This is a genomic window from Gammaproteobacteria bacterium (assembly GCA_035501935.1).
Classification (GTDB): Bacteria; Pseudomonadota; Gammaproteobacteria; order JAJPIJ01; family JAJPIJ01; genus JAJPIJ01.
The window spans coordinates 58,517-80,580 of sequence record DATJVC010000039.1 but is presented as its reverse complement, the minus strand read 5'-3'; the positions used below and the strand labels follow the sequence as shown (position 1 = coordinate 80,580).

The window sequence follows — 22,064 nt, the reverse complement described above, 5'->3', positions numbered from 1 at the left end:
CAAATATGCTCAGAGAAATCCGCCCCGCATTACTGCTGCTCCTGCTGCTCAGCCTGATTACCGGCGTCATTTACCCGCTGCTGGTGACCGGCCTCGGCCAGGTACTGTTCCCCCATCAGGCAAGAGGCAGCCTGATCGAAAAGGACGGCAAGGTGGTCGGTTCTGAACTGATCGGCCAGAACTTCAGCGGTCCCCGATACTTCTGGAGCCGCCCCTCAGCCACCGGGCCGTATCCCTACAACGCCGCTTCATCGAGCGGTTCCAACCTCGGTCCGCTCAATCCGGCGCTGCTCGACGGCGTCAAGGCCCGGATTGAGGCGCTGAAGCAGGCTCATCCCGATCAGCAGGGGCCCGTCCCGGTCGATCTGGTGACCGCGTCGGGCAGCGGGCTCGACCCGCATGTCAGCCCGGCGGCGGCGGCATATCAAATCGATCGCGTGGCCAGGGCGAGAAATCTTTCCCCGGATCGGGTGCGCGTGCTGGTCGCGCAGTACACAGAGCCGCGGCAATGGGGTATCTTTGGCGAAGCGCGGGTGAACGTGCTTTTGCTTAATCTCGCCCTTGATGAGATGCGTTGATCAAGTCAACCACTTAGGAGTTCTTTGCGGCGGCGGCAATGACCGATCAACGCCCCGATCCTGACGCACTGCTCGGCAAGGTTCAGCGGGAAGAGGAACGGCGCCTGCGCGGGCGGCTCAAGATATTTTTCGGCGCCTGCGCCGGCGTCGGCAAGACCTACGCCATGCTCTCCGCCGCCCGGGCCCTGCGCGACGAGGGTCTGGACGTGGTCGTCGGCGTCGTTGAAACCCACGGCCGCGTGGAAACGGAAGCGCTGTTGCAGGGATTGGAGCGTCTGCCGCCGCGTTCGGTCATTTACCGTGACCGCCATCTCGGCGAATTCGACATCGATCGTGCACTCGCCCGTCGTCCTGTCGTGATCCTTGTCGATGAGCTGGCGCACTCGAACGCCCCGGGATCCCGCCATCACAAGCGCTGGCAGGACGTCGAGGAATTGCTCAACGCCGGCATCGATGTCTACACCACCCTCAATGTCCAGCACCTGGAAACCCTCAATGACGTGGTTGGTCAGATCACCGGCATACGCGTCGCCGAAACCCTGCCTGACACCGTCTTCGAACACGCCGACGAGGTGGTGCTGGTGGACCTGCCGCCGGATGAACTGCTGCGCCGACTCAAGGAAGGCAAGGTCTACGTGCCGGAACAGGCCCGGCACGCCATCCGGAACTTCTTCCGCAAGGGCAATCTGATCGCGCTGCGCGAATTGTCGCTGCGTCGTACGGCGGATCGGGTCGACGCGCAGATGCGCGAATACCGCAGCAATTGGGCCATACAGAGCGTGTGGCAGGCCAAGGAGCGCCTGCTGGTATGCATCAGTCCGGAAGTCGACGCCGAGAAGATCGTTCGCAACGCTGGCCACCTGGCGGACATTCTGCACGCGGACTGGATCGCCCTGTACGTGGAAACACCACGCATGCAACGCGCAACGCGCGCCTGCCGGCAGCGGGCCCTGGACGCGATCCGGCTGGCGCAGGAACTGGGCGGCGAAGGCACCACATTGGCCGCCGACAATATGGCCGCGGCGATCATAGGCTATGCCCGCAGCCGCAATGCCTCCCGCATCGTCGTCGGACGCAGCCACCGCTCCAGGTTGTCGCAACTGTTCCGTCCGCCGCTCTCGGAACAGCTCGGCGCACTCGCAACCGACATCGATGTCATTGTGATCGCGGCCACACCGAAGGCGCAACCCGCGACTGCGGATACGGGTCCCGCTGACACGGGCTTCGTCTTCGAACCGGTCGATGAGGAACGACCCCGGCACTTTCTGTGGGCCGTCATCATCTGTATCACGACCACATTACTCGCCATGCCGCTGGCACTGTATTTCCATCTGGTCAACATCATCATGCTGTATTTTCTCGGGGTGATCGTCGCCGCCTTCCGCTTCGGCCGGTATCCCGGCATCCTGGCAGCGGTGTTGTCGGTGGTGGCCTTTGACTTCTTTTTCGTGCCGCCGGTGCTGTCCTTCACCGTCGCCGATACCGAATATCTTGTCACCTTCGCGGTCATGCTTGGCGTTGCAGTCACCGTCAGCAATCTCGCCGCCAACCTGCGTTACCAGGCGCGCGTCTCGATGCTCAGGGAGCGACGCGCCAGCGCACTGTACGAGATGGGCCGTGAACTCTCGGGGGCACTGGTCACCGTACAGATCGTCGAGATCGCGCGCCGTCATATCACGGGCACCTTTCAGGCCGGCACATGGATATTCCTCTCCGATCTGAATGACAAGCTCATCCCGGTAAAGGCCGGTGACGATGGCGAGGCGCCCACCGACGCCAGCATCGCCCAATGGGTGTTCGACAATGAGCATCCCGCCGGCCTGGGTACGAACACCCTGGCGGGGGCGCCGGCGTACTATCTCCCGCTCAAGGCGCCGATGCGCACGCGCGGCGTGCTGGCCGTGAAACCGGCGCGGCCGGAGTCTTTCTTCCTGCCCGAACAATACCGCCTGCTGGAAACCTTTGCCTCCCAGATTGCGCTTGCGCTCGAGCGCGTTCATTACGTCGATATCGCCCAGCAGGCGCTGGTCCGGATCGAGTCCGAGCGCCTGCGCAATTCGCTGCTCGGTGCGCTGTCGCACGATCTACGCACGCCGCTCACGGCGCTGGTGGGACTGGCCGATACCTTGAGAATGGCCATGCCGCCCGGCGACGTCCGCCAGCGGGAACTGGCGGTCGCGATCCGCGACGAGGCGCTGCGCATGAACGACCTCGTCAACAATCTGCTGGACATGGCGCGGCTGCAGTCGGGAGAGGTGCGCCTCAACCGCCAGTGGCAGCCGTTGGAGGAGGTGGTCGGCACCGCCCTGCGCGCCCGTCAGGGTGCGCTGGCCGGCCACCGGGTGCGGGTGCTGCTGCCCGTGAACCTGCCGCTGGTGGAGATCGACAGCGTGCTGATCGAGCGCGTGCTGTGCAATCTCCTGGAGAATGCCGCCAAATATACGCCGGCGGGCAGCGACATCTCCGTCAGCGCCGCCGTGACGGGCACCGAACTGGAGGTTTCGATCACGGACAGCGGCCCGGGCATACCGCCGGACCAGATTGAGTCCATCTTCGACAAGTTCACCCGCGGGGAGCGGGAATCGGCGATCCCCGGCGTCGGCCTGGGGCTGGCCATCTGCCGCGCAATCGTCGAGGCGCACGGTGGCAGGATCCGGGCGCAGAACCTGGGTGCCGGCGGCGCCCGCTTCGTCTTCACCCTCCCGCTCGGCACGCCGCCGCCGACACCGGACACAGAGGACGATACCACGGCGCGGCCGGCGGCCGCCAATCCATGAGCACCAACCACCCGGTGGTCGTGGTGGTCGAGGATGAAAGGCAGATCCGCCGTTTCGTCCGCACCGCTCTTGAGGCGGAAGGTCTCAGCGTATTTGAATCGGAAACCGTCAAGGAAGGATTGATTGAGGCCGCCACCCGCAAGCCGGATCTTGTCATCCTCGACCTCGGCCTTCCGGACGGCAATGGACTGGATTTCATTCGCGAGTTGCGCGGTTGGAGTGATTTGCCGATCATCGTGCTCTCGGCGCGCAGTGAGGAAGCAGACAAGATTCGCGCGCTGGATCAGGGTGCCGATGACTATTTGGTCAAACCTTTCAGCGTCGGCGAACTGCTGGCGCGGATCCGTGCGGCGCTCCGCCGTCGCGCAGCCGCCGGCACGGCCGGCGAATCCTTATTCAGCTTTGGCGACGTGGAGATCGATCAATCGCACCGCGCCGTGCGGCGCGCCGGCCTCCCCGTACACCTCACGCCCATCGAATACCGCCTGCTCACGACACTGATCCGCAATACCGGCAAGGTGCTCACTCACCGGCAGTTGCTGCGCGAAGTCTGGGGGCCGTCGCACGTGGACCGCAGCCATTATCTGCGCATTTACATGGGCCATCTGCGGCAGAAACTGGAGGCCGAGCCCGCCCGCCCGAGACACCTGCTGACGGAGACCGGCGTCGGCTACCGCTTTCACATCTGAATGCGCGCGTTTGCGGATGTTCCTACTTTTTGATGCCGTATTTCTTGCGGAACTTGTCGACACGGCCGGCGGTGTCGACCAGTTTCTGCTTGCCGGTGTAGAACGGATGGCAGGCGGAACACACATCGACATGGATGTCCTTGCCGGCGGTGGAGCCGGTCTTGAAGGTGTTGCCGCAACTGCACGTTACCGTGACCTCGGCGTAGGCGGGATGAATGTCGGGTTTCATGTCAATAAAATCCTTGGGATTTCTGCACAGGGCCGGCATGGCTGCGCTTGAGCCGCCGGCCTATAAAGGGGCGCGATAGTAGCCCCTCTTGCCGCGCCGCGCAAGCCGGGGCCGTCAATCACCGCTCGATTCTTTGGATGCCGATTTCCTGTGCGGCTCAAAGGCGGTGGAGGCCTTGATGCTGTCTTCCTCCTTCTGCTTCTGCGCTTCGTCCAGGCGCTGTTCGATGACGTGGATGTGATCCAGCATGGAATTGATGGCGTTGGTGATGGGATCGGGCATATCCTGGGTTGCGCCATAGGCATCGAACCCGATGCGTCGCGCCGTTTCTTCGCGCTGACGGCTCCTGTCGACGAGCGGCGTCACCACATGTCCCGGCACGCCGACCACACTGGCCCCCTCCGGCACATCCTTGACCACCACGGCGTTCGAACCGATGCGGGCGCTGGCGCCCACCGTGATGGGGCCCAGGATTTTGGCGCCGGCGCCCACCACCACGTTGTCCTTCAGCGTGGGGTGCCGCTTGCCCTTCTGCCAACTGGTGCCGCCCAAGGTCACGCCGTGATACAGCGTCACGTCGTCGCCAATCTCCGAGGTTTCACCGATGACCACGCCCATGCCGTGATCGATGAAGAAGCGGCGGCCGATGATTGCGCCGGGATGAATCTCGACGCCGGTCAGGAACCGGCCGATGTGCGAGAGGACACGCGCCAGCAGTTTCAGCCCATGCCCCCACAACCAGTGGCTGACGCGATGCAGCAGCAGGGCGTGCACCCCCGGATAGGCAAGCAACACCTCCAGCCGCGTGCGCGCCGCCGGATCGCGTTCGAAGACGCAGTCGATATCTTCCTTCAGGCGTTTCAACTTCTCTTCCATCATGCACCACCCGTAAAAATCATGGCCATATCGTTTCTCAAAATGGTTATTCTATGGTAATTCTGGTCATTCACGGCAGTATTCATCAACCAGAAAGGCGGCCATCAATGACTTCTCCCGGATCCCATCCCGGTTTGCTGCAGACCATGAAGAGCGTGCTCGCGGCCGGATTCGGCGTGCAAAGTGCCAAAAATCGGGAACGCGATTTTACCGGGGGCAGTCCGGGGCGGTTTGTCGTCGCCGGTCTGATAGGTACGGCGATCTTCGTGCTGACCATGGTATTGATTGTACGCATGGTTTTGCGTCTCGCCGGCGGTTAGGCCCGTCCCTGGTGGGGAAATAGTCAGGAATATTGGCTATTTAGCTTCATTTCATCTACGATTTGTCTATAATCAATAGGGGGAATCGACTGCCCGGAAAGCGGCAGTTGCAGGAGACATCAAAGGCTATGGCCGTACCGAACACTAAAATTCCACTGACGGGTTTGGCGCGCAGGCTGGTGCTGGACGGCTTGATTGCCGAACCGGCAGCGGTTGGCGCCTTTCAGACCTCGCTGGAAAAAAAGGTGCCGCTGGTTTCCTACCTCGTCGAACAGAAGCTGGCCGCCGCCAAGGACATCGCCATGGCCGCTTCAGTGGAGTTCGGCGTGCCACTGCTCGATATCGGCATGCTCGACATCGATCAGGACGTGGTCAAGCTCGTCAAGGAAGAAATCATCCGCCGCAATCACGCGCTGCCCATCTTCAAGCGCGGCAACCGGCTTTTCATTGCCGTCTCCGATCCGACCAACCTCAAGGCGCTGGACGAGATCCGTTTCAGCGTCGGCGGCAGCACCACCGAGGCGGTGCTGGTTGAGGAGGACAAACTCAACAAGGCCATCGACCAGGCGCTGGAGGCCGCCGACACCAGTCTGAAGGACATGACGGCCGACGACGGTCTCGAAGACCTGGAGGGTCTGGAAACCGTCGACACCGAAGCGCAGCAGCAGGGCGCGGATGTCGAGGTGGACGACGCGCCGGTGGTGAAATTCGTCAACAAGTGCCTGCTCGACGCCATCAAGAAGGGTGCTTCCGACCTGCACTTCGAGCCCTATGAAAAATACTACCGGGTGCGCTTCCGGATTGACGGCGAGTTGTCGGAAGTGGCCAAACCGCCGCTGGTGCTGGCAGGCAAGATCGCCGCCCGCATCAAGGTCATGTCGCGGCTGGATGTTTCCGAACGCCGCGTCCCGCAGGACGGCCGCATCAAACTGAAACTCTCCAAGACCAAGGCCATCGATTTCCGCGTCAGCACCTGCCCGACGCTGTTTGGCGAAAAGACCGTGATGCGCATCCTCAACTCCGATGCCTCGGCGTTGAACATCGATATGCTGGGTTATGAGGAAGATCAGAAGAAGCTGTTTCTTGAAAACATCAAAAAGCCTTATGGCATGTTCCTGGTGACCGGCCCGACGGGTTCAGGCAAAACGGTGTCGCTCTATTCCGGCATCAACATCATCAATACCATCGACGTCAACATCTCCACCGCCGAAGACCCGGTGGAAATCAACCTCCCGGGCGTCAATCAGGTGCAGGTCGATGAAAAGACCGGCATGACCTTCGAGAAGGCGCTGAAATCATTCCTGCGCCAGGACCCGGACATCATCCTGGTCGGCGAGATCCGTGATCTCGGCACCGCCGGCATTGCGGTGAAGGCCGCCCAAACCGGCCACATGGTGATGTCCACGCTGCACACCAACGATGCGCCGCAGACCCTGACCCGTCTCATGGACATGGGCATTGCCCCGTTTGCGGTGGCGACCAGCATTAATCTGATCACGGCGCAACGATTGGCGCGCAAGCTCTGCAGCAATTGCAAGAAACCCGTCGAGATTCCGCCTGATTCCCTGATCAAGGAGGGCTTCACCGAGCAGCAGGTTTCCACCAACTTCCGCGTTTATCAGGCGGTGGGTTGCGACTCCTGCAATGGCGGTTACAAGGGACGTACCGGCCTCTACCAGGTCATGCCTATCTCGGATGCCATGAAACGCCTGATCATGGAAAATGCCAATGCCATTGTGATCGCAGATCAAGCGCGAAAGGAAGGCATTCCGGACATTCGCCAGTCAGCGCTCAAGAAGGTGATGGACGGCATCACCAGCCTCGAAGAGATCAATGCAGTGACCATGGAGTAGCGTATGGCCCAGGCACCCAAACCAGCGGCGGCGGCAGCGCCAAGAGTCCAGAAGTCCGACATGTACCTCTGGGAGGGCATGGACAAGAATGGCAAGCGCGTCAAGGGTGAGATGTCCGGTGTCAGCGATAATCTCATCAAAGCCGTATTGCGGCGTCAGGGCATCAATCCGACCTCGGTCAAAAAGAAGCCCAAGCCGCTGTTCGGCGCCGGCAAGAAGAAGATCACCACCAAGGACATCTGTGTGTTCGCGCGGCAGATGGCAACCATGATGTCCTCCGGCGTGCCCTTGGTGCAGTCCTTTGAAATCGTCGGCCGCGGTCACGAAAACCGCAGCATGCAGGACCTGATCATGGACATCAAGGGTTCGGTCGAGGCCGGCGGCACGCTGGCGGAGGCGCTGGGCAAACATCCTCTTTATTTCAATGAACTGTTTGTCAACCTGGTCACCGCCGGCGAACACGCCGGTATCCTGGAGTCCATTCTCAACAAGCTGGCAACCTACCTGGAAAAAACCGAGGCGCTGAAGTCCAAGATCAAGGGGGCGTTGTTTTATCCCACGGCGGTGATCGTGGTGGCCTTCATCATCACCACCATATTGATGATTTTCGTCATCCCGCAGTTCGAGAGCCTGTTCAAGGGGTTCGGCGCCGATCTGCCCGCGCCCACCCAGATCGTCATACAGGTTTCCAAGGTTTTCCAAGCCTATTGGTATATCATGTTCGGCGGCATTTTCGGCGTGGTGTATGGTTTGCTCCAAGCCAAGAACCGTTCGCGGGCGGTCGCACATTTCATCGATCGGATCTCGCTCAAAATACCGGTGATTGGCGAAATTCTGGAAAAATCGGCCATCGCCCGTTTTTCCCGCACCCTGGCCACCATGTTCGCGGCGGGCACGCCCTTGGTCGAGGCCATGACCTCGGTCGCCGGCGCCTGCGGCAATATCATCTTCTATGACGCCACCATGAAGATGCGCGATGAGGTCGCCACCGGCACGCAACTGCAAGTGGCCATGCGTGAATCCAAGATATTCCCCAATATGGTCATACAGATGGTGGCCATCGGCGAGGAATCAGGTTCCCTGGACGCCATGTTGAACAAGATCGCGGATTGGTATGAACAGGAAGTGGACGATGCGGTGGAGGCGCTGACCAGCCTGCTGGAGCCACTGATCATGGCTGTATTGGGCGTCGTGATCGGCGGTCTGGTGATCGCCATGTATCTGCCCATCTTCAAGATGGGCCAGGTGGTTTAAGACCGCGCATCGATATCAAGCAGTCTCTCAACACGCCGGAGCGGGCGGTAAGCGCCGACTGAAAGCTGCCCTTGCTGAGCGAACTCTTTTCAACCCTGCAAACCTCGCCGGGTTTCTATTTCTCCGTCATGGTGCTATTGGGCCTCATCGTCGGCAGCTTTCTCAACGTCGTCATCCACCGCCTGCCCGTCATGATGGAGCGGGAATGGCGGCAGCAGTGCGCTGAATTGATGGGCCAGGATACAGCTGCAAAGCCTGCCGTCACAGCAGCCGAACATTTCAATCTGTGGTCGCCGCGTTCGCGCTGCCCGCACTGCGGACACCTGATCCGCGCCATCGAAAACATCCCCCTGCTCAGCTTTTTATGGCAACGGGGGCGTTGCCGGCACTGCCATGCACGGATCTCCTGGCGCTATCCCCTCGTTGAGCTGCTGGCCGGCATTGTGGGCGGCGTTGCCGCATCGCATTTCGGCTTTGGAGTGCCGGCATTGGCCTGCGCGGTCATGGGGTGGACGCTGATCGCACTCGCCTTCATCGATTTGGATCATTACCTCCTCCCCGACGACATCACACTATCCATGTTGTGGCTTGGAATTGCGTTGAATTTCACCGGCCTGCTCCCGGTCGGTTTGTACGATAGTGTTGGCGGCGCCATTCTGGGTTATGTGTCGCTCTGGTCGGTGTACTGGCTGTTCAAGATCGTGACGGGACGTGAGGGGATGGGCTATGGCGATTTCAAGCTGCTTGCCGCCCTGGGCGCGTGGATGGGGTGGAAACTCCTGCCCTTGGTGATCGTGCTGGCATCCGCAGTCGGCGCCGTCCTTGGGATCGCGGCCATCGTGCTGGTACAGAGGGATCGCCGCAAGCCCATCCCCTTCGGGCCCTATCTGGCCTGCGCCGGTTGGATTGCCATGCTTTACGGCCAGGAACTTACCGCCGCCTATCTGCAATGGGCGATGCCGCTCTGAAACCGCCGTTCAAGGTGGGACTGACCGGCGGTATCGGCAGCGGGAAATCCCTCATCTGCAGTGAGTTTGCGTCCCTGGGCGTACCAGTGCTGGATGCTGACGCGGTGGCACGGGAGATCGTCGAACCCGGCAGTTCGTTGCTTGATGCCATAGTGGAAAAATTCGGGCGGGCGGCCGTCGATGAACGGGGAAGGCTCCGCCGTGATTATGTGCGGGAGCACGCCTTTGCCGATCCCAAGCTCCGGCAGGCGCTCGAATCACTCCTTCATCCCCGCATTCGTGCGCTGCTGCGAGAACGCGCGGAGCGTCTCACCGATCACCCGGGATATTGCGTCATCTGCGTGCCCCTGCTGGTGGAGTGCGGCTGGCAGGGCGGCTTCGACCGCATCCTGGTGGTGGACGCACCTGCGGAAATCCGGATTCGACGCATTCAGGCGCGGGATGGTTTGACACACGCCCAAGTCGAGGCAATCATGCGTGTCCAAGCCTCAGCTGAGGAAAGACTGCGTCATGCCGATGATGTCATCGTCAACGACGGTGATCGGGCGCGAATACGGCAGCGGGTGGCGGCCCTGCATCATCGATATGTACAACTGGCGCGCAAGGTGGGGGCGTGATGAGCGCTGATCCGACGGCGATGCAGAGACAGAGTTCGCTGTTTGCGGCGACGAAAGAATCCGTCGTCACCTATGAGCAACCCCTCAATGAACGCATCCGCGCCCTGCTGCGTCTGGAATATCTGTTCGACGGGGTTGAACATCGCATCAACGGCGCCGATGAGTGGGACAGTCGCGCCGCGCTCACGGGCCTGATTGAAGTCACCGATTTGCTGTCGCGCTTCGATCTCAAGGCGGAACTCAACAAGGAACTTGAACGGCACGCCGGCATCCTGCAGGGTCTGCAGCAGAATCCCGGCGTGGATCCCGCGCGCTTGCAGGACATCCTCGAACAAATCAATGAATTGCTGGTCACGATGCGCAGCAACGGCTGCCAGCCGGCGCAGATGCTGCGCAAGGATGAGTTGATTTACGCCATCAAGCAGCGTCTGCCCATCCCCGGCGGCACCTGCAACTTCGACCTGCCCGCCTATCATTACTGGCTGACCCGGCCGGTCGCAGTGCGGGTTGAACAACTACACTACTGGTTCAACGATCTGCGGATCATCAAGGACGCCGTGGAGCTGGTGTTGCACCTGATCCGCGACAGCGCCCATCCGCAGACGGTGACCGCGGTGGCGGGTTTCTATCAGCAGCCGGTGGATCCCAACACGGTCTGCCAGCTGGTGCGGGTGGTGGTCCCCGGCAGCCTCCAGGCCTTCCCGGAGATTAGCGGCGGCCGGCACCGCTTCACCATCCGTTTCCTGGAACAGCCGAGCAGCGCCAGCCGTCCGGCGCAAACGGACATGGATATCCCCTTTGAGCTGCAGTGCTGCAATCTATGATTAGAGATCGTCCCGACAATCCGCGAGTCACACGTTGTCCAACCTGCGGGCGGCGGTTCGATGTCTCCACTGGACACTCCCATCTGCCGTTCTGCAGCGAGCGTTGTCAGTTTGTCGATCTGGGCGCCTGGCTGAATGAGAGCCGCCGCATCAGCGAAGAATCGACGGCGGATCAGCAGACACCGGAAAATGTGGTGCCTTCGTCCACGGTCAAGCACTGAGACAATAATGAACAGCGGCGGCGGGGTCCGGCGCCGACCAGACGCCGCGGATCATTGCCAGCCCCTGCGCACCGGCGCTCCATGCCCGTACGATATCCTTGGGCTCAAGCCCACCCAGCGCATAGACGGGCAGGCGCGCATGCGCCACCTGTTCGGCAAAAGCCGCCCAGCCGAGTGGATTGGCGGATGGGTGGCTGGTTGTGGGCTCCACGGGCCCCAGCACTGCGAAATCCGCGCTGATGCGTTCGGCCTGCACCAGTTCCTCCGCCGTGTGGCAGGATGCACCCACCATGAATTTCCCCGGCAACGGCCGCCGGGTAATCCTGCGCAGGCGTTCGCTGTTTAGATGCACGCCATCTGCGCTCAGGCGCACCGCCTCTTCCGGCGCAGCGTTCACCAGCATACGGCATTCGTGCCGATGACATTTTTCAATGACGGCGCGAACGCGGGATTCATCCAGCGGCGGCTGACTGCGGTACTGCAACAAGCGCACGCCGGCAATAAGCACCGGTTCCAAACGGGCAGGCCAGGTTTCGTCCGCCGCCGCATCGGGCGTGATTACATACAACGGCGGCAGGCGCGCAGCCTGGATGATCGGCCAGTTGGCCGCCGGGAAATCGGCCCGGTTGAGCGCTGTTGGTGACGCCCATTTGACAGACTGGCCTTCGCGTCCCTGTGGCTGCCCTTCCCACTGCGACACACGCCAGACGTCCAGATATACCCGCCGGTCGGGATAACAGTGATCGATTTGGATCAACGGCCGCAGGTGCAGTGCACTCAATCCCAGTTCCTCCCTGAGTTCACGCCGCAATGCCTCCCGCGCGGTCTCCCCCGCCTCGACCTTGCCTCCGGGGAATTCCCACAAGCCGCCCTGATGCGCGGCGACGGGACGACGACTGATGAGTACGGCACCCGCGGCATTCACGATCACCGCCACCGCTACATGCACCGCGCCTCTCGGTGCTGATCGGTCTTTGAACTCGTTCAAAAATGGGAACGCCTGATGTTCCGCCGAATCAGGTGCGATATTCGGCGTTGATGCGGACATAATCGAGCGAGAGATCGCAGGTCAACACCTCCGCCTGTGAGGCGCCCCGTCCAAGCTGGATGCGAATGCCGATATCAGCCGCCTGCATGGCCTGCTGGCCCGCAGCCTCGGTGTAACCGGGCGCCACGCTGCCCGCCGTCACGATGGCCACGCCGTTCAAGACGATGTTGACGCCTGCGATCTTCAAATCGGGCACACCGGCGCGGCCCACGGCGGCCAGGATGCGCCCCCAGTTGGCGTCGGAGGCATAGCACGCCGTCTTGACCAGGGGCGACTCCGCCACCGCATAGGCCACCCGCCGGCATTCCTCGTCGCTGGCGCCCTGTTCCACGAGAATGCGGATGAATTTCGAGGCGCCCTCGCCGTCGCGCACGACCGCCTCGGCCAGGTAACGGCAAACGGCGGTCAACGCCTCCTGAAAAATCGCGGCCTCCTTCGTGGCGGCGGAGATTGATGCGCCGCCCACCTGTCCCGTGGCCATCAGTACGCACGCGTCATTGGTCGATGTATCGCCGTCCACAGTGATGCAATTGAAGCTCTGTGCCATTACAGATTCAAGCGCCGCCTGCAGAAACGATGGCTCCACGGTCGCGTCCGTGGCGATGAACGACAGCAACGTTGCCATGTCCGGACGGATCATGCCGGCGCCCTTGGCAATGCCGGTGAAGGTTATGGTGCGGCCGGCAATGGTGCAGGTGCGCGAGATACCTTTGGGGACGGTGTCCGTGGTCATGATCGCACGCGCGGCATTCTCCCACCCTGTGGGCGACAGTGAGGCCACGGCCTGCGGCAGTGCCCGGCGTATCTTGTCCACCGGCAGTCGCTGGCCGATGACGCCGGTGGAAAACGGCAACACGGCCCGCGCCTCACCGCCGGCCGATGCCGCCACCGCGGCACAGGTCGCCGCCGCGTCCTCCAGACCCGCCGGGCCTGTACCTGCGTTGGCGTTGCCGGAATTCACCAACAGATGCCTGACAGGACCTGCCGCCAGATGCTTTTTGGCCAACTGCACCGGCGCGGCGCAAAAGGCATTGCGCGTGAATACCGCCGCGCAACGGGATCCCGGGGCCAACTGAAGCAAGGCCAGATCATGGCGATCCGAAAGCTTGATCCCCGCCGCGCCGACTCCGATTAGTACGCCGGGCACGGGTAATAACGGCGTCTGGGCAATGACTCCGGCAACCATGCCTGCACCTCAACTCAAGCGGCCATGGCACTGCTTGTATTTCTTGCCCGAGCCGCAGGGGCAGGGTTCGTTGCGTCCCACCTTGCGGCCATCGCGTACGAATGGCGCGGCGACGGCCGGTGCAGCCGGCGGCTGCACCCCGGCCGCCGCCACAGCGTCTTCTGCGGAGGCTTCCGGTGCGGCAAGGGGACTCTCGGCCTGGGCATGGGTGTACTGCACGGGCGCCACCCGCCGGCGTTGCTCCTCCATGGCGTGAATTTCCGCCTCGCTGCGGACCTGAATGCGCGACAGCAGGCCCACGGTATCGCGCTTGATGTTCTCCAGCAGCTGCTGGAACATTTCGAAGGCCTCGCGCTTGTATTCCTGCTTGGGGTTCCGCTGTGCGTACCCGCGCAGATGGATGCCCTGGCGCAGATGATCCATGGCTGCGAGGTGCTCCTTCCAGTGCTGATCCAGCACGCGCAGCATGACCTCCTTTTCCACCTGCCGCATCCCCGTCGCGCCGATCGCCTTCTCCTTCTCCTCGTAGGCCGAATCAGCGGCGGCCAGTATCCGGTCGTGCAACGTCTGCTCGTGCAGATTGCCATCCTGTCTGAGCCATTCCGCGATTGGCAATTTCAAACCCAGTTCCTGACTCAAGGCCTCGGCCAGGCCCGGAACGTTCCAGCTCTCTTCAAAACTCTGTGGCGGAATGAACTGATGAATAATGCCGTCCACTACATCGCGGCGGATGTCGATGATCGTGGCGCCGATATCCTCGGCATCCATCAGATCATTGCGCTGTTCATAGATGATCTTGCGTTGATCGTTGGCGACGTCGTCAAACTCCAGCAACTGCTTGCGAATGTCGAAATTGCGCGCCTCCACCTTGCGCTGGGCGTTCTCGATGGCGCGGGTCACCCAAGGATGCTCAATGGCCTCGCCTTCCTGCATGCCCAGCTTCTGCATGATCGCCGCGACGCGGTCGGAGGCGAAGATACGCATGAGGCTGTCCTCCAGCGACAGGTAGAAGCGGCTGGAGCCCGGATCGCCCTGACGGCCGGAACGGCCGCGTAATTGATTGTCGATGCGGCGGGACTCATGGCGCTCGGTGCCGATAATGTGCAAGCCGCCGGCGGCGACCACCTCATCGTGCAACCGCTGCCAGTCCGTGCGGACGGCGGCAATGCGTTGTTTCTTGTCCTCCTCGGAGGGGCCGTCGTCGGCGCGGATTGCATTGATTTCCGGTTCGGGATTGCCACCGAGCACGATGTCGGTGCCGCGGCCGGCCATGTTGGTGGCCACGGTCACGGTGCCCGGCCGTCCGGCCTGTGCCACGATCTGCGCCTCGGCCTCATGAAACTTGGCGTTCAACACCTGGTGCTGGATGCCCTCCCGCTTGAGCAGCCCGGAGAGGAATTCCGAGGTTTCTATCGAGGTGGTGCCCACCAGCGCCGGCTGGCCACGCCGCACGCAATTCTTGATGTCGGCAATGATGGCCTTGAATTTCTCCTTCTGCGTGAGATAGACCACATCGCCAAGATCTTCGCGAATCATCTCGCGGTGCGTGGGGATAACGACCACCTCCAGGCCGTAGATCTGCTGGAACTCATAGGCCTCGGTGTCCGCCGTGCCGGTCATACCTGACAATTTCTTGTAAAGTCGGAAGTAGTTCTGGAAAGTGATTGAGGCCAGTGTCTGGTTTTCGTTCTGGATCGACACGCCCTCCTTGGCCTCCACAGCCTGGTGCAAACCTTCCGACCATCGGCGGCCCGGCATGGTGCGGCCGGTGAATTCATCGACGATGACGATCACGTCATCCTTGACGACGTAATCCACGTCGCGCCGGAACAGCGTATGAGCGCGCAGCGCCGCGTTGACATGATGCATGAGGCTGATGTTCGCGGCGCTGTAGAGGCTCTCGCTGCCACCGAGCATGCCTTCGCTGGCCAGCAATTTCTCAATGTGTTCGTGGCCGCGTTCCGTCAAATGCACCTGCCGCGCCTTTTCATCGACCCAGTAGTCGCCGTCCTGCCCTTCCTCTTTCTCCTGCCGTTTGAGCCCCGGGATCAGGTTATTCACCCGCTGGTATAAATCGGTGCGGTCCTCGGTGGGGCCCGAGATGATGAGCGGCGTGCGCGCCTCGTCGATGAGAATGGAATCCACCTCATCGACGATGGCGAAGGTGAGTCCGCGTTGTACGCGACCGGCGCGCGAGAACACCATGTTGTCGCGCAGATAATCGAAGCCAAACTCATTGTTGGTGCCGTAGGTGATGTCGGCGGCGTAGGCGGCCTGTCGTTCGGCGGGCGGCAGGGTGGAGAGAATGACGCCCGTATGCATGCCGAGGAATGAGTACACCCGGCCCATCCATTCCGCATCGCGCTTGGCCAGGTAATCGTTGACCGTGACCACGTGCACGCCGTGGCCGGGCAGCGCATTCAGATAGGCGGCCAGCGTGGCCACCAGCGTCTTGCCTTCGCCCGTGCGCATCTCGGCGATCTTGCCCTGATGCAGGACCATGCCGCCGATGAGCTGAACGTCAAAATGGCGCATGCCGAGCACGCGCCGGCCGGCCTCGCGCACCACCGCGAACGCCTCCGGCAGCAGCGCCTCCAGCGTCTCGCCGCGGCGTAGGCGTTCGCGGAATTCGGCCGTCTTGGCGCGCAAGGCATCGTCGCTCAGGGCGGCGATCACCCGCTCCAGGGCGTTGATCCGCACCACCGCCTTTTGCATGCGCCGCAACATCCGCTCGTTGCGACTGCCAATGACTTTGCGCACTGCCTTGCCGAGCAAGGCAATAGGATTCATCACCATGAATGAGGTATCAACCAGGAAGGTGGAACATTAAAGACTGCTAACGCAATCGGCGTCTTCCCACAGCTAGTGGCGCAGTTTAACTCTTAGTCTTCGGCCGGGAAACCAGTGGCTGTTGCTTAATTGACGGAATGCGGCAGAGGGACATCCTGTACGACCTCGGCGTCGGCCGTTCCGCTCGTGTGGATATATTTCAACGGGTTGACGATGACGTCGTCTTTCAGCACCTCGAAATGGACATGGGGGCCGGTGGTGCGCCCGGTGGCGCCCATGATGGCGATGGCTTGGCCCTTGTCGACCCGATCGCCAACGGCCACCAGATTTTTCTTGTTGTGCGCATAGCGGGTGACGTAACCATTGCCGTGGTTGATTTCCACCACATTGCCATATTCATCACGCCATCCGGACCAACTCACCACGCCCGAGGCCATGGCGATGACGCTGGAGCCCGGCTCTCCGGCATAATCGATGCCGCGGTGAAATTCCTGGCGCCCGGAGACCGGATCGGTGCGCGGGCCGAAACCGGAGGACATCCATCCACCCATCAGGGGCACTCCGGCCGGAAAAATCTCGTCCTGCAACTTGCGATTCATCAACAGCGATTCCATGGCGGTCAATTGTTCAGTCCGATCATCGAGTTCGCGCCAGAGTTTTTCGATGCCATGGGCGATGTCCTGTGCGGTATTGGAAAGCTGCACAGCGGATACCGGACCGCCCACCGGCGGTTCGCTGCGGAAGTCGAATTCCCCATCTTTCATCTTGGCCATGACCGTCAGCCGCTCACCCAGGGCATCCAACCGGGTGACATGGGACTGCATTTCACCGAGCTTCAGCGCCAGCGCATTCAGATTGGCCTCGGTATCCTGACGCAATTGCGCCAGCTTCTCGCGCTGCAATCCCATCTGGCGCCGCCAGAATTCCTGGCGGTCTTTGATGCCGGCATCAGCCTGCATCAAGGTATAGGCCGAACCCCAGCGCGCGCCCAAGGTCAGCAACCCTGCGGACAGGCCCAAAACCAGCATTCCAAAAATCAGCAATGCGCCGCGCCCCAGCCGAAACTGGCACAGGTGGCCGCGATAGTTAGAGTGTAGAATAAGTTGCATAGCATCCTCGGTCAGACCAAGACCCTCCTCCACCGCTTGAAATTATCTATGAAGCGCTCGTCGCCACCCCAGCCGCTGCGCCGGGTGCTGAATGGTTCCAGCCACCTGCGTCAATTGCTGGATCACGCCCATCACCTCAACCGCATTGAACGACGCCTGCGTACCCTGTGGCCCGAGCCGCTCGATGCGCACCTGCGCGTGCTGAACTTGCAGGAACACACCTTGGTATTGCAGGCGGACTCCGCCGCCTGGGCCACTCAAGCGCGATGCCTCATTCCCGTCATGTTGGAAACACTCAACGGTGACTCCCCTTCAAATGCGCCGGTCCGCACCATACGCATCAAGGTCTCCGTCGGTGCCGCCCCCCCCGGCGCGTCATCAAATTTTCCCTGAAGTCTTATCAGGTGGCCGGTACCGGCTGCATAAACGAGATGGGCGCCGCCTGGGCATCGGCGAAGGTCACCACCTCGTAGTACTTTTTGTTTGCCAACAAGATGCGCAACAATTTATTGTTCAATTCATGCCCGGACTTGTTGCCATGAAAGGCGCCGATCAGGGTGTGTCCCAGCAAATAGAGATCACCGATGGCGTCCAGGACCTTGTGTTTGACAAATTCGTCCTCGTAACGCAGGCCCTCTTCATTCAGGACCCGGTAGTCATCGACCACCACCGCGTTGGCCAGACTACCGCCCAAGGCCAGGTTCTTCTGCCGCAATAGTTCCACCTCCCGCATGAAACCGAAGGTACGGGCACGACTGACTTCTTTGACGAAGGAGGTGGTGGAAAAATCGATTTCGGCGTATTTACTGGTTTGCTGGAAAAAGGGGTGGTCAAATTCTATGGCGAAGGCTACCTTGAATCCTTCAAAGGGCTCAAATCGCGCCCATTTGTCCCCATCCTCGACTTTCACCGGACGCTTGATGCGGATGAATTTCTTGGCTGCGTTTTGCTCCTGGATGCCGGCGGACTGGATCAGGAAAACAAACGGCCCGGCGCTGCCATCCATGATGGGTACCTCCGCAGCGCTCACATCGACATAGGCGTTATCGATGCCCAGCCCCGCCAGGGCGGACAGCAGGTGCTCTACGGTGGCGATGCGGGTACCATCCTTGGCCAGGGTGGTGGACAGCCGGGTATCGCCCACATTTTCAGCGCGGGCGGTGATTTCCACGACGGGATCGAGATCGATGCGCCGGAACAGGATGCCGGTATCAGCAGGCGCCGGCCGCAAGGTCAGATAGACCTTTTTTCCTGTATGCAGACCGACTCCGGTGGCGCGTATGATATTTTTTAGGGTGCGCTGTTTTATCATTACCCCTTGCTCCCCCATTCAAGGCGAAGGGTTTGGGGCCGGATAATAACACAAAAACCCTTATGTGCTAGCCTCTTATCCTCCTCCGTGGTTCAGAGCGTAATTTCCACGATTAATCGGCCTGACGCCGTAAAAACGCGGGGATATCCAGAAAATTGGCCGCCCCTTTCTTCTTTCGGTCATAGGCCGGCTTGTCATATTGACTGTAGTCAGGCTCGGCGCCGCTCTCCCGCCGCGGTGATTTCGCACCTTCGAGCTGCTGCGGCAACACCGGAATAACAGTGGCACCTGCCGCGGATTTCGAACCCGCCGGCGCCATTGCCGGAGAGTCGACGGCCGCCTTCTCCTCATGGCCGCCCAGACCGGTGGCCACCACGGTGACCCGGAATTCGTCGCTGATCGCCGGATCGAGCGCCGTGCCGATGACCACCGTGGCGTTTTCAGAGGCAAAGCCCTTGATGATATTGCCCACCTCGTCGAATTCACCGATGCGTAAATCCGTGCCCGCGGTGATGTTGACCAGGATGCCCCGCGCCCCGGAAATGTTGATGTCTTCGAGCAAGGGGCTGGCGATGGCGCTTTCCGCGGCCAGCCGGGCGCGATCCGGACCCTTGCCGCGGCCGGATCCCATCATGGCCATGCCCATTTCCCTCATGACCGTGCGGACGTCGGCAAAATCGACGTTGATGAGTCCCGGCCGGGTGATCAACTCGGCAATCCCCTGCACGGCCCCCAGCAGGACATCATTGGCCGCCTTGAAGGCGTCGAGCAGGCTCACATCACGCCCCAGAACCGTCAGCAGTTTTTCATTGGGAATGGTGATGAGCGAGTCCACGAACTGGGACAGCTCCTTGATGCCCTTGTTGGCGGCCTCCATGCGCTTGCGCCCCTCCATGAGAAAGGGCTTGGTCACCACCGCGACCGTCAGGATACCGAGATCCTTGGCCACCTGCGCCACCACCGGCGTCGCGCCGGTGCCGGTGCCGCCGCCCATGCCGGCGGTGATGAACACCATGTCGGAACCGTCCAGCACGTCGGAGATGCGCTCGCGATCCTCCAGCGCCGCCTGCCGCCCCACTTCGGGATCGGCACCGGCGCCCAGCCCCTTGGTGATGTCCTTGCCCAGTTGCAGGGTCATGCGCGCCGCCGAATTCTTCAGCGCCTGTGCGTCGGTATTCGCGGAGATGAAGTCGACGCCGTCGATACCGGCGTTCACCATGTGCTGCACGGCGTTGCCGCCGCCGCCGCCGATGCCGACGACCTTGATGACCGCGTTCTGATTTACGGCATCCATCAATTCAAATGGCATATGACCTCCTCATCAACAAAGTATATAAAAATTTTTCGAACCCATCTCGAAAAAATCCGCGTGATGGATCCCCGTTAAAAATGTCCGTGAAACCAGTTCTTCATCCGTTCCCACATCTGCCGTACGCCGCCCTCCATGCGCGGCGGGTGTGGCTGTGAATGCACCATCTTCTGACTGAACAGCAGCAGCCCCACGGCCGTGGAATACACCGGATTGCGCACCACGTCCGCGAGCCCGGTGATGTATTGCGGCGTCCCCAGCCGCACCGGCATGTGGAACACCTCCTCGGCCAGTTCGATGACGCCCTCCATCTTGGCGCCGCCGCCGGTCAGCACCACGCCGGCGGCGACGAGTTCCTCAAAACCGCTGCGCTTGAGCTCGGCGTGGATCAGCGAGAACAGCTCCTCATAGCGCGGCTCCACCACCTCGGCCAGGGTCTGCCGCAACAACCGCCGCGGCGCCCGATCGCCGACACTCGGCACTTCGATGGTCTCCTCGGGATTGGCCAGTTGGGTCAGCGCACAGGCGTATTTGATCTTGATGTCCTCGGCGTGATGCGTGGGCGTGCGCAGGGCCACGGCGATGTCGTTGGTCACCTGATCGCCGGCGATGGGGATGGCCGCGGTGTGGTGGATGGCGCCGTTGACGAACACGGCGATGTCGCTGGTGCCGCCGCCAATGTCGGCCAGGCAGATGCCCAGTTCCTTTTCATCGTCGGTCAGCACCGCCTGCGCCGAGGCCAGTTGCTGCAGGATGACGTCGTCCACCTCCAGACCGCAGCGGCGCACGCATTTGACGATGTTCTGCGCCGCGGACACCGCGCCGGTCACCATGTGCACCTTGGCCTCCAGCCGCACGCCCGACATGCCGATGGGATCGCGGATGCCTTCCTGGTTGTCGATGACGAACTCCTGCGGCAGCACGTGAAGAATCTTCTGATCGGCGGGGATGGCCACCGCACGGGCGGCGTCGATGACGCGTTCAACGTCGTGCGGCGTCACTTCGTTGTCGCGGATGGCGACGATGCCGTGGGAATTGAGGCTGCGGATGTGGCTGCCGGCGATGCCGGCGTAGACCGAGCGGATTTCACAGCCCGCCATCAACTCGGCCTCCTCGACAGCGCGCTGGATGGACTGCACGGTCGATTCGATGTTGACCACCACGCCTTTTTTCAGCCCGCGCGAGGGATGCGAGCCCATGCCAATCACCTCCATCTGGCCGTCGGGTCCGACCTCACCGACCATCGCCACCACCTTGGAGGTGCCGATGTCCAGGCCCACGACGAGGTTCTTGTCCGGTTTCTTCATGCGACTCATCTCCTGTCAACCGAGCGGCGGCGCACGCCGCAGACGGACGGCGAAACCGTTCGTGTAGCGCAAATCCACGCTGGCGATATCGTTTTCCCGCACGCCGACGGTGCGCGGCCATGCCGTGATCAACCGCTGGACCCGGGCATCGAAATCAGCACGGCCGACGACAACCTCTATTGCTACGCTCATTCCACCGCCAGCCTGCTCATTCACCACGGTAAAGCGCCAGGATCGCCGCGGGTTCAGGTCCACCTGCTGCACGCTCAGGCCCAGCGGCGCAAACCACGCCTGCAACTGCCGGTAACGGTTGAGAAGAGTCATCTGCGCACCCTCCGGTCCCGTCAGGAGCGGCAGACCGGCTGGAAACTGCTCCGGCGCCGGCCGGAAGACGGCACCTTCGGCGCTGATCAGTGCCGCGGTGCCCCAATAGGCCAGGGGATGCTGCTCGCTCACCGTCACCACCAGGGTATCCGGCCAGACCCGACGTACCGACACCTCCCGCACCCACGGATCTCCCAATACCGCGGCCCGGATGCGGTCGACATCGACGCTGAAAAAACCGCCGGTGGCTTCCGCCAGCACCGCCTGTTGCACGTGCACGGGCGACAGATGCCGCAATTCACCGTTGATGCGCACCTCGCGTATGGGCAGATGCTGGGGATCTTGAAGCCAGCTCACCGCGGCGAGCGTGCCCGCCAGCGCCACCGTCACGCCCACCGCCGCCGCCCAGGCCAGTCCGCGTCGTCGCCACACCGAAGGCGTGTCCACGCGTCGGTTCTGCGGTCGGCCAAAAT

The 22,064-nt window shown here is 61.8% G+C and carries 21 protein-coding genes; 11 read left to right on the top strand and 10 right to left on the bottom strand.

The genetic code is table 11. The features are described from left to right. The first annotated feature begins 5 nt into the window (after positions 1 to 5). The 3 genes from kdpC to kdpE are packed head-to-tail and all read left to right on the top strand — an operon-like array spanning position 6 to position 4,044. Entirely contained in the window at positions 6 to 578 is a 573-nt protein-coding gene (gene kdpC / locus VMH34_10325) for a potassium-transporting ATPase subunit KdpC (protein HTT09170.1), read from the top strand. 38 nt (positions 579 to 616) lie between these two features. Then, complete coding sequence (locus tag VMH34_10320) at positions 617 to 3,355, top strand: DUF4118 domain-containing protein (protein ID HTT09169.1); 2,739 nt, start codon at positions 617 to 619, stop codon at positions 3,353 to 3,355. Beyond that, entirely contained in the window at positions 3,352 to 4,044 is a 693-nt protein-coding gene (kdpE, locus tag VMH34_10315) for a two-component system response regulator KdpE (protein ID HTT09168.1), read from the top strand. The genes VMH34_10320 and kdpE overlap by 4 nt, the downstream gene beginning before the upstream one ends. 22 nt (positions 4,045 to 4,066) lie before the next feature. Here kdpE and rpmE read toward each other — a convergent pair whose 3' ends face one another. Both rpmE and cysE read right to left on the bottom strand, forming a co-directional pair. Beyond that, on the bottom strand, positions 4,067 to 4,273 hold the full coding sequence (gene rpmE, locus VMH34_10310) for a 50S ribosomal protein L31 (GenBank protein ID HTT09167.1): 207 nt from the start codon (positions 4,271 to 4,273) through the stop codon (positions 4,067 to 4,069). A gap of 114 nt (positions 4,274 to 4,387) precedes the next feature. Further along, on the bottom strand, positions 4,388 to 5,149 hold the full coding sequence (cysE, locus tag VMH34_10305; GenBank protein ID HTT09166.1) for a serine O-acetyltransferase: 762 nt from the start codon (positions 5,147 to 5,149) through the stop codon (positions 4,388 to 4,390). A 107-nt stretch (positions 5,150 to 5,256) separates the two neighbouring features. Here cysE and VMH34_10300 point away from each other — a divergent pair, with 107 nt between their 5' ends. From VMH34_10300 to yacG, 7 genes are all read left to right on the top strand, one after another. Then, positions 5,257 to 5,469 (top strand): DUF2970 domain-containing protein, encoded by a 213-nt coding sequence (locus VMH34_10300; protein ID HTT09165.1) that lies wholly within the window; start codon positions 5,257 to 5,259, stop codon positions 5,467 to 5,469. 128 nt (positions 5,470 to 5,597) lie between these two features. Then, positions 5,598 to 7,322, top strand: coding sequence for a type IV-A pilus assembly ATPase PilB (pilB, locus tag VMH34_10295; GenBank protein ID HTT09164.1), 1,725 nt, complete (start codon positions 5,598 to 5,600; stop codon positions 7,320 to 7,322). Positions 7,323 to 7,325: 3 nt separating this feature from the next. Further along, positions 7,326 to 8,576 carry a type II secretion system F family protein gene (locus tag VMH34_10290; protein HTT09163.1) on the top strand — a complete coding sequence of 417 codons (1,251 nt, stop codon included), beginning with the start codon at positions 7,326 to 7,328 and terminating at the stop codon, positions 8,574 to 8,576. A 128-nt stretch (positions 8,577 to 8,704) separates the two neighbouring features. Further along, complete coding sequence (locus VMH34_10285) at positions 8,705 to 9,544, top strand: A24 family peptidase (GenBank protein HTT09162.1); 840 nt, start codon at positions 8,705 to 8,707, stop codon at positions 9,542 to 9,544. After that, complete coding sequence (gene coaE, locus VMH34_10280) at positions 9,526 to 10,161, top strand: dephospho-CoA kinase (protein HTT09161.1); 636 nt, start codon at positions 9,526 to 9,528, stop codon at positions 10,159 to 10,161. The genes VMH34_10285 and coaE overlap by 19 nt, the downstream gene beginning before the upstream one ends. Next, entirely contained in the window at positions 10,161 to 10,985 is an 825-nt protein-coding gene (gene zapD / locus VMH34_10275) for a cell division protein ZapD (GenBank protein HTT09160.1), read from the top strand. The genes coaE and zapD overlap by 1 nt, the downstream gene beginning before the upstream one ends. Continuing rightward, complete coding sequence (gene yacG / locus VMH34_10270; GenBank protein HTT09159.1) at positions 10,982 to 11,206, top strand: DNA gyrase inhibitor YacG; 225 nt, start codon at positions 10,982 to 10,984, stop codon at positions 11,204 to 11,206. The genes zapD and yacG overlap by 4 nt, the downstream gene beginning before the upstream one ends. Here yacG and VMH34_10265 read toward each other — a convergent pair. The 4 genes from VMH34_10265 to VMH34_10250 all read right to left on the bottom strand — a co-directional run bounded on the left by VMH34_10265 (position 11,196) and on the right by VMH34_10250 (position 17,258). After that, entirely contained in the window at positions 11,196 to 12,155 is a 960-nt protein-coding gene (locus tag VMH34_10265) for a Nudix family hydrolase (protein HTT09158.1), read from the bottom strand. The genes yacG and VMH34_10265 overlap by 11 nt on opposite strands. 67 nt (positions 12,156 to 12,222) lie before the next feature. Then, the gene (gene argJ / locus VMH34_10260) at positions 12,223 to 13,440 is read right to left on the bottom strand and encodes a bifunctional glutamate N-acetyltransferase/amino-acid acetyltransferase ArgJ (GenBank protein HTT09157.1); all 1,218 of its coding nucleotides are present in this window, start codon (positions 13,438 to 13,440) and stop codon (positions 12,223 to 12,225) included. A 9-nt stretch (positions 13,441 to 13,449) separates the two neighbouring features. Continuing rightward, a complete protein-coding gene (gene secA / locus VMH34_10255) occupies positions 13,450 to 16,215 on the bottom strand; it encodes a preprotein translocase subunit SecA (GenBank protein ID HTT09156.1) in 2,766 nt (921 codons plus the stop codon). Positions 16,216 to 16,355: 140 nt separating this feature from the next. Beyond that, complete coding sequence (locus VMH34_10250) at positions 16,356 to 17,258, bottom strand: M23 family metallopeptidase (GenBank protein HTT09155.1); 903 nt, start codon at positions 17,256 to 17,258, stop codon at positions 16,356 to 16,358. A 129-nt stretch (positions 17,259 to 17,387) separates the two neighbouring features. Here VMH34_10250 and VMH34_10245 point away from each other — a divergent pair, with 129 nt between their 5' ends. Beyond that, entirely contained in the window at positions 17,388 to 17,732 is a 345-nt protein-coding gene (locus VMH34_10245) for a DUF721 domain-containing protein (protein HTT09154.1), read from the top strand. A 7-nt stretch (positions 17,733 to 17,739) separates the two neighbouring features. Here the strand turns inward: VMH34_10245 and lpxC are convergent, their stop codons facing one another. The 4 genes from lpxC to VMH34_10225 form a co-directional block, all read right to left on the bottom strand. Beyond that, a complete protein-coding gene (lpxC, locus tag VMH34_10240; GenBank protein ID HTT09153.1) occupies positions 17,740 to 18,651 on the bottom strand; it encodes a UDP-3-O-acyl-N-acetylglucosamine deacetylase in 912 nt (303 codons plus the stop codon). Between the two features lie 112 nt (positions 18,652 to 18,763). Beyond that, entirely contained in the window at positions 18,764 to 19,960 is a 1,197-nt protein-coding gene (gene ftsZ / locus VMH34_10235; protein HTT09152.1) for a cell division protein FtsZ, read from the bottom strand. A gap of 74 nt (positions 19,961 to 20,034) precedes the next feature. Continuing rightward, positions 20,035 to 21,267, bottom strand: coding sequence for a cell division protein FtsA (ftsA, locus tag VMH34_10230; protein ID HTT09151.1), 1,233 nt, complete (start codon positions 21,265 to 21,267; stop codon positions 20,035 to 20,037). Between the two features lie 15 nt (positions 21,268 to 21,282). Then, on the bottom strand, positions 21,283 to 22,038 hold the full coding sequence (locus VMH34_10225; protein ID HTT09150.1) for a cell division protein FtsQ/DivIB: 756 nt from the start codon (positions 22,036 to 22,038) through the stop codon (positions 21,283 to 21,285). Positions 22,039 to 22,064: the final 26 nt, after the last annotated feature.

Excerpts from the sequence above, each read along its gene's own strand:
- yacG (HTT09159.1), top strand. The coding sequence starts at position 10,982 with ATGATTAGAGATCGTCCCGACAATCCGCGAGTCACACGTTGTCCAACC.
- pilB (HTT09164.1), top strand. The coding sequence starts at position 5,598 with ATGGCCGTACCGAACACTAAAATTCCACTGACGGGTTTGGCGCGCAGG.
- VMH34_10250 (HTT09155.1), bottom strand. The coding sequence starts at position 17,258 with ATGCTGGTTTTGGGCCTGTCCGCAGGGTTGCTGACCTTGGGCGCGCGC.
- ftsZ (HTT09152.1), bottom strand. The coding sequence starts at position 19,960 with ATGCCATTTGAATTGATGGATGCCGTAAATCAGAACGCGGTCATCAAG.
- ftsA (HTT09151.1), bottom strand. The coding sequence starts at position 21,267 with ATGAAGAAACCGGACAAGAACCTCGTCGTGGGCCTGGACATCGGCACC.
- kdpE (HTT09168.1), top strand. The coding sequence starts at position 3,352 with ATGAGCACCAACCACCCGGTGGTCGTGGTGGTCGAGGATGAAAGGCAG.
- VMH34_10290 (HTT09163.1), top strand. The coding sequence starts at position 7,326 with ATGGCCCAGGCACCCAAACCAGCGGCGGCGGCAGCGCCAAGAGTCCAG.
- VMH34_10300 (HTT09165.1), top strand. The coding sequence starts at position 5,257 with ATGACTTCTCCCGGATCCCATCCCGGTTTGCTGCAGACCATGAAGAGC.
- kdpC (HTT09170.1), top strand. The coding sequence starts at position 6 with ATGCTCAGAGAAATCCGCCCCGCATTACTGCTGCTCCTGCTGCTCAGC.
- VMH34_10245 (HTT09154.1), top strand. The coding sequence starts at position 17,388 with ATGAAGCGCTCGTCGCCACCCCAGCCGCTGCGCCGGGTGCTGAATGGT.
- zapD (HTT09160.1), top strand. The coding sequence starts at position 10,161 with ATGAGCGCTGATCCGACGGCGATGCAGAGACAGAGTTCGCTGTTTGCG.
- VMH34_10320 (HTT09169.1), top strand. The coding sequence starts at position 617 with ATGACCGATCAACGCCCCGATCCTGACGCACTGCTCGGCAAGGTTCAG.
- rpmE (HTT09167.1), bottom strand. The coding sequence starts at position 4,273 with ATGAAACCCGACATTCATCCCGCCTACGCCGAGGTCACGGTAACGTGC.
- argJ (HTT09157.1), bottom strand. The coding sequence starts at position 13,440 with ATGGTTGCCGGAGTCATTGCCCAGACGCCGTTATTACCCGTGCCCGGC.
- cysE (HTT09166.1), bottom strand. The coding sequence starts at position 5,149 with ATGGAAGAGAAGTTGAAACGCCTGAAGGAAGATATCGACTGCGTCTTC.
- VMH34_10285 (HTT09162.1), top strand. The coding sequence starts at position 8,705 with ATGGTGCTATTGGGCCTCATCGTCGGCAGCTTTCTCAACGTCGTCATC.
- lpxC (HTT09153.1), bottom strand. The coding sequence starts at position 18,651 with ATGATAAAACAGCGCACCCTAAAAAATATCATACGCGCCACCGGAGTC.
- coaE (HTT09161.1), top strand. The coding sequence starts at position 9,526 with ATGGGCGATGCCGCTCTGAAACCGCCGTTCAAGGTGGGACTGACCGGC.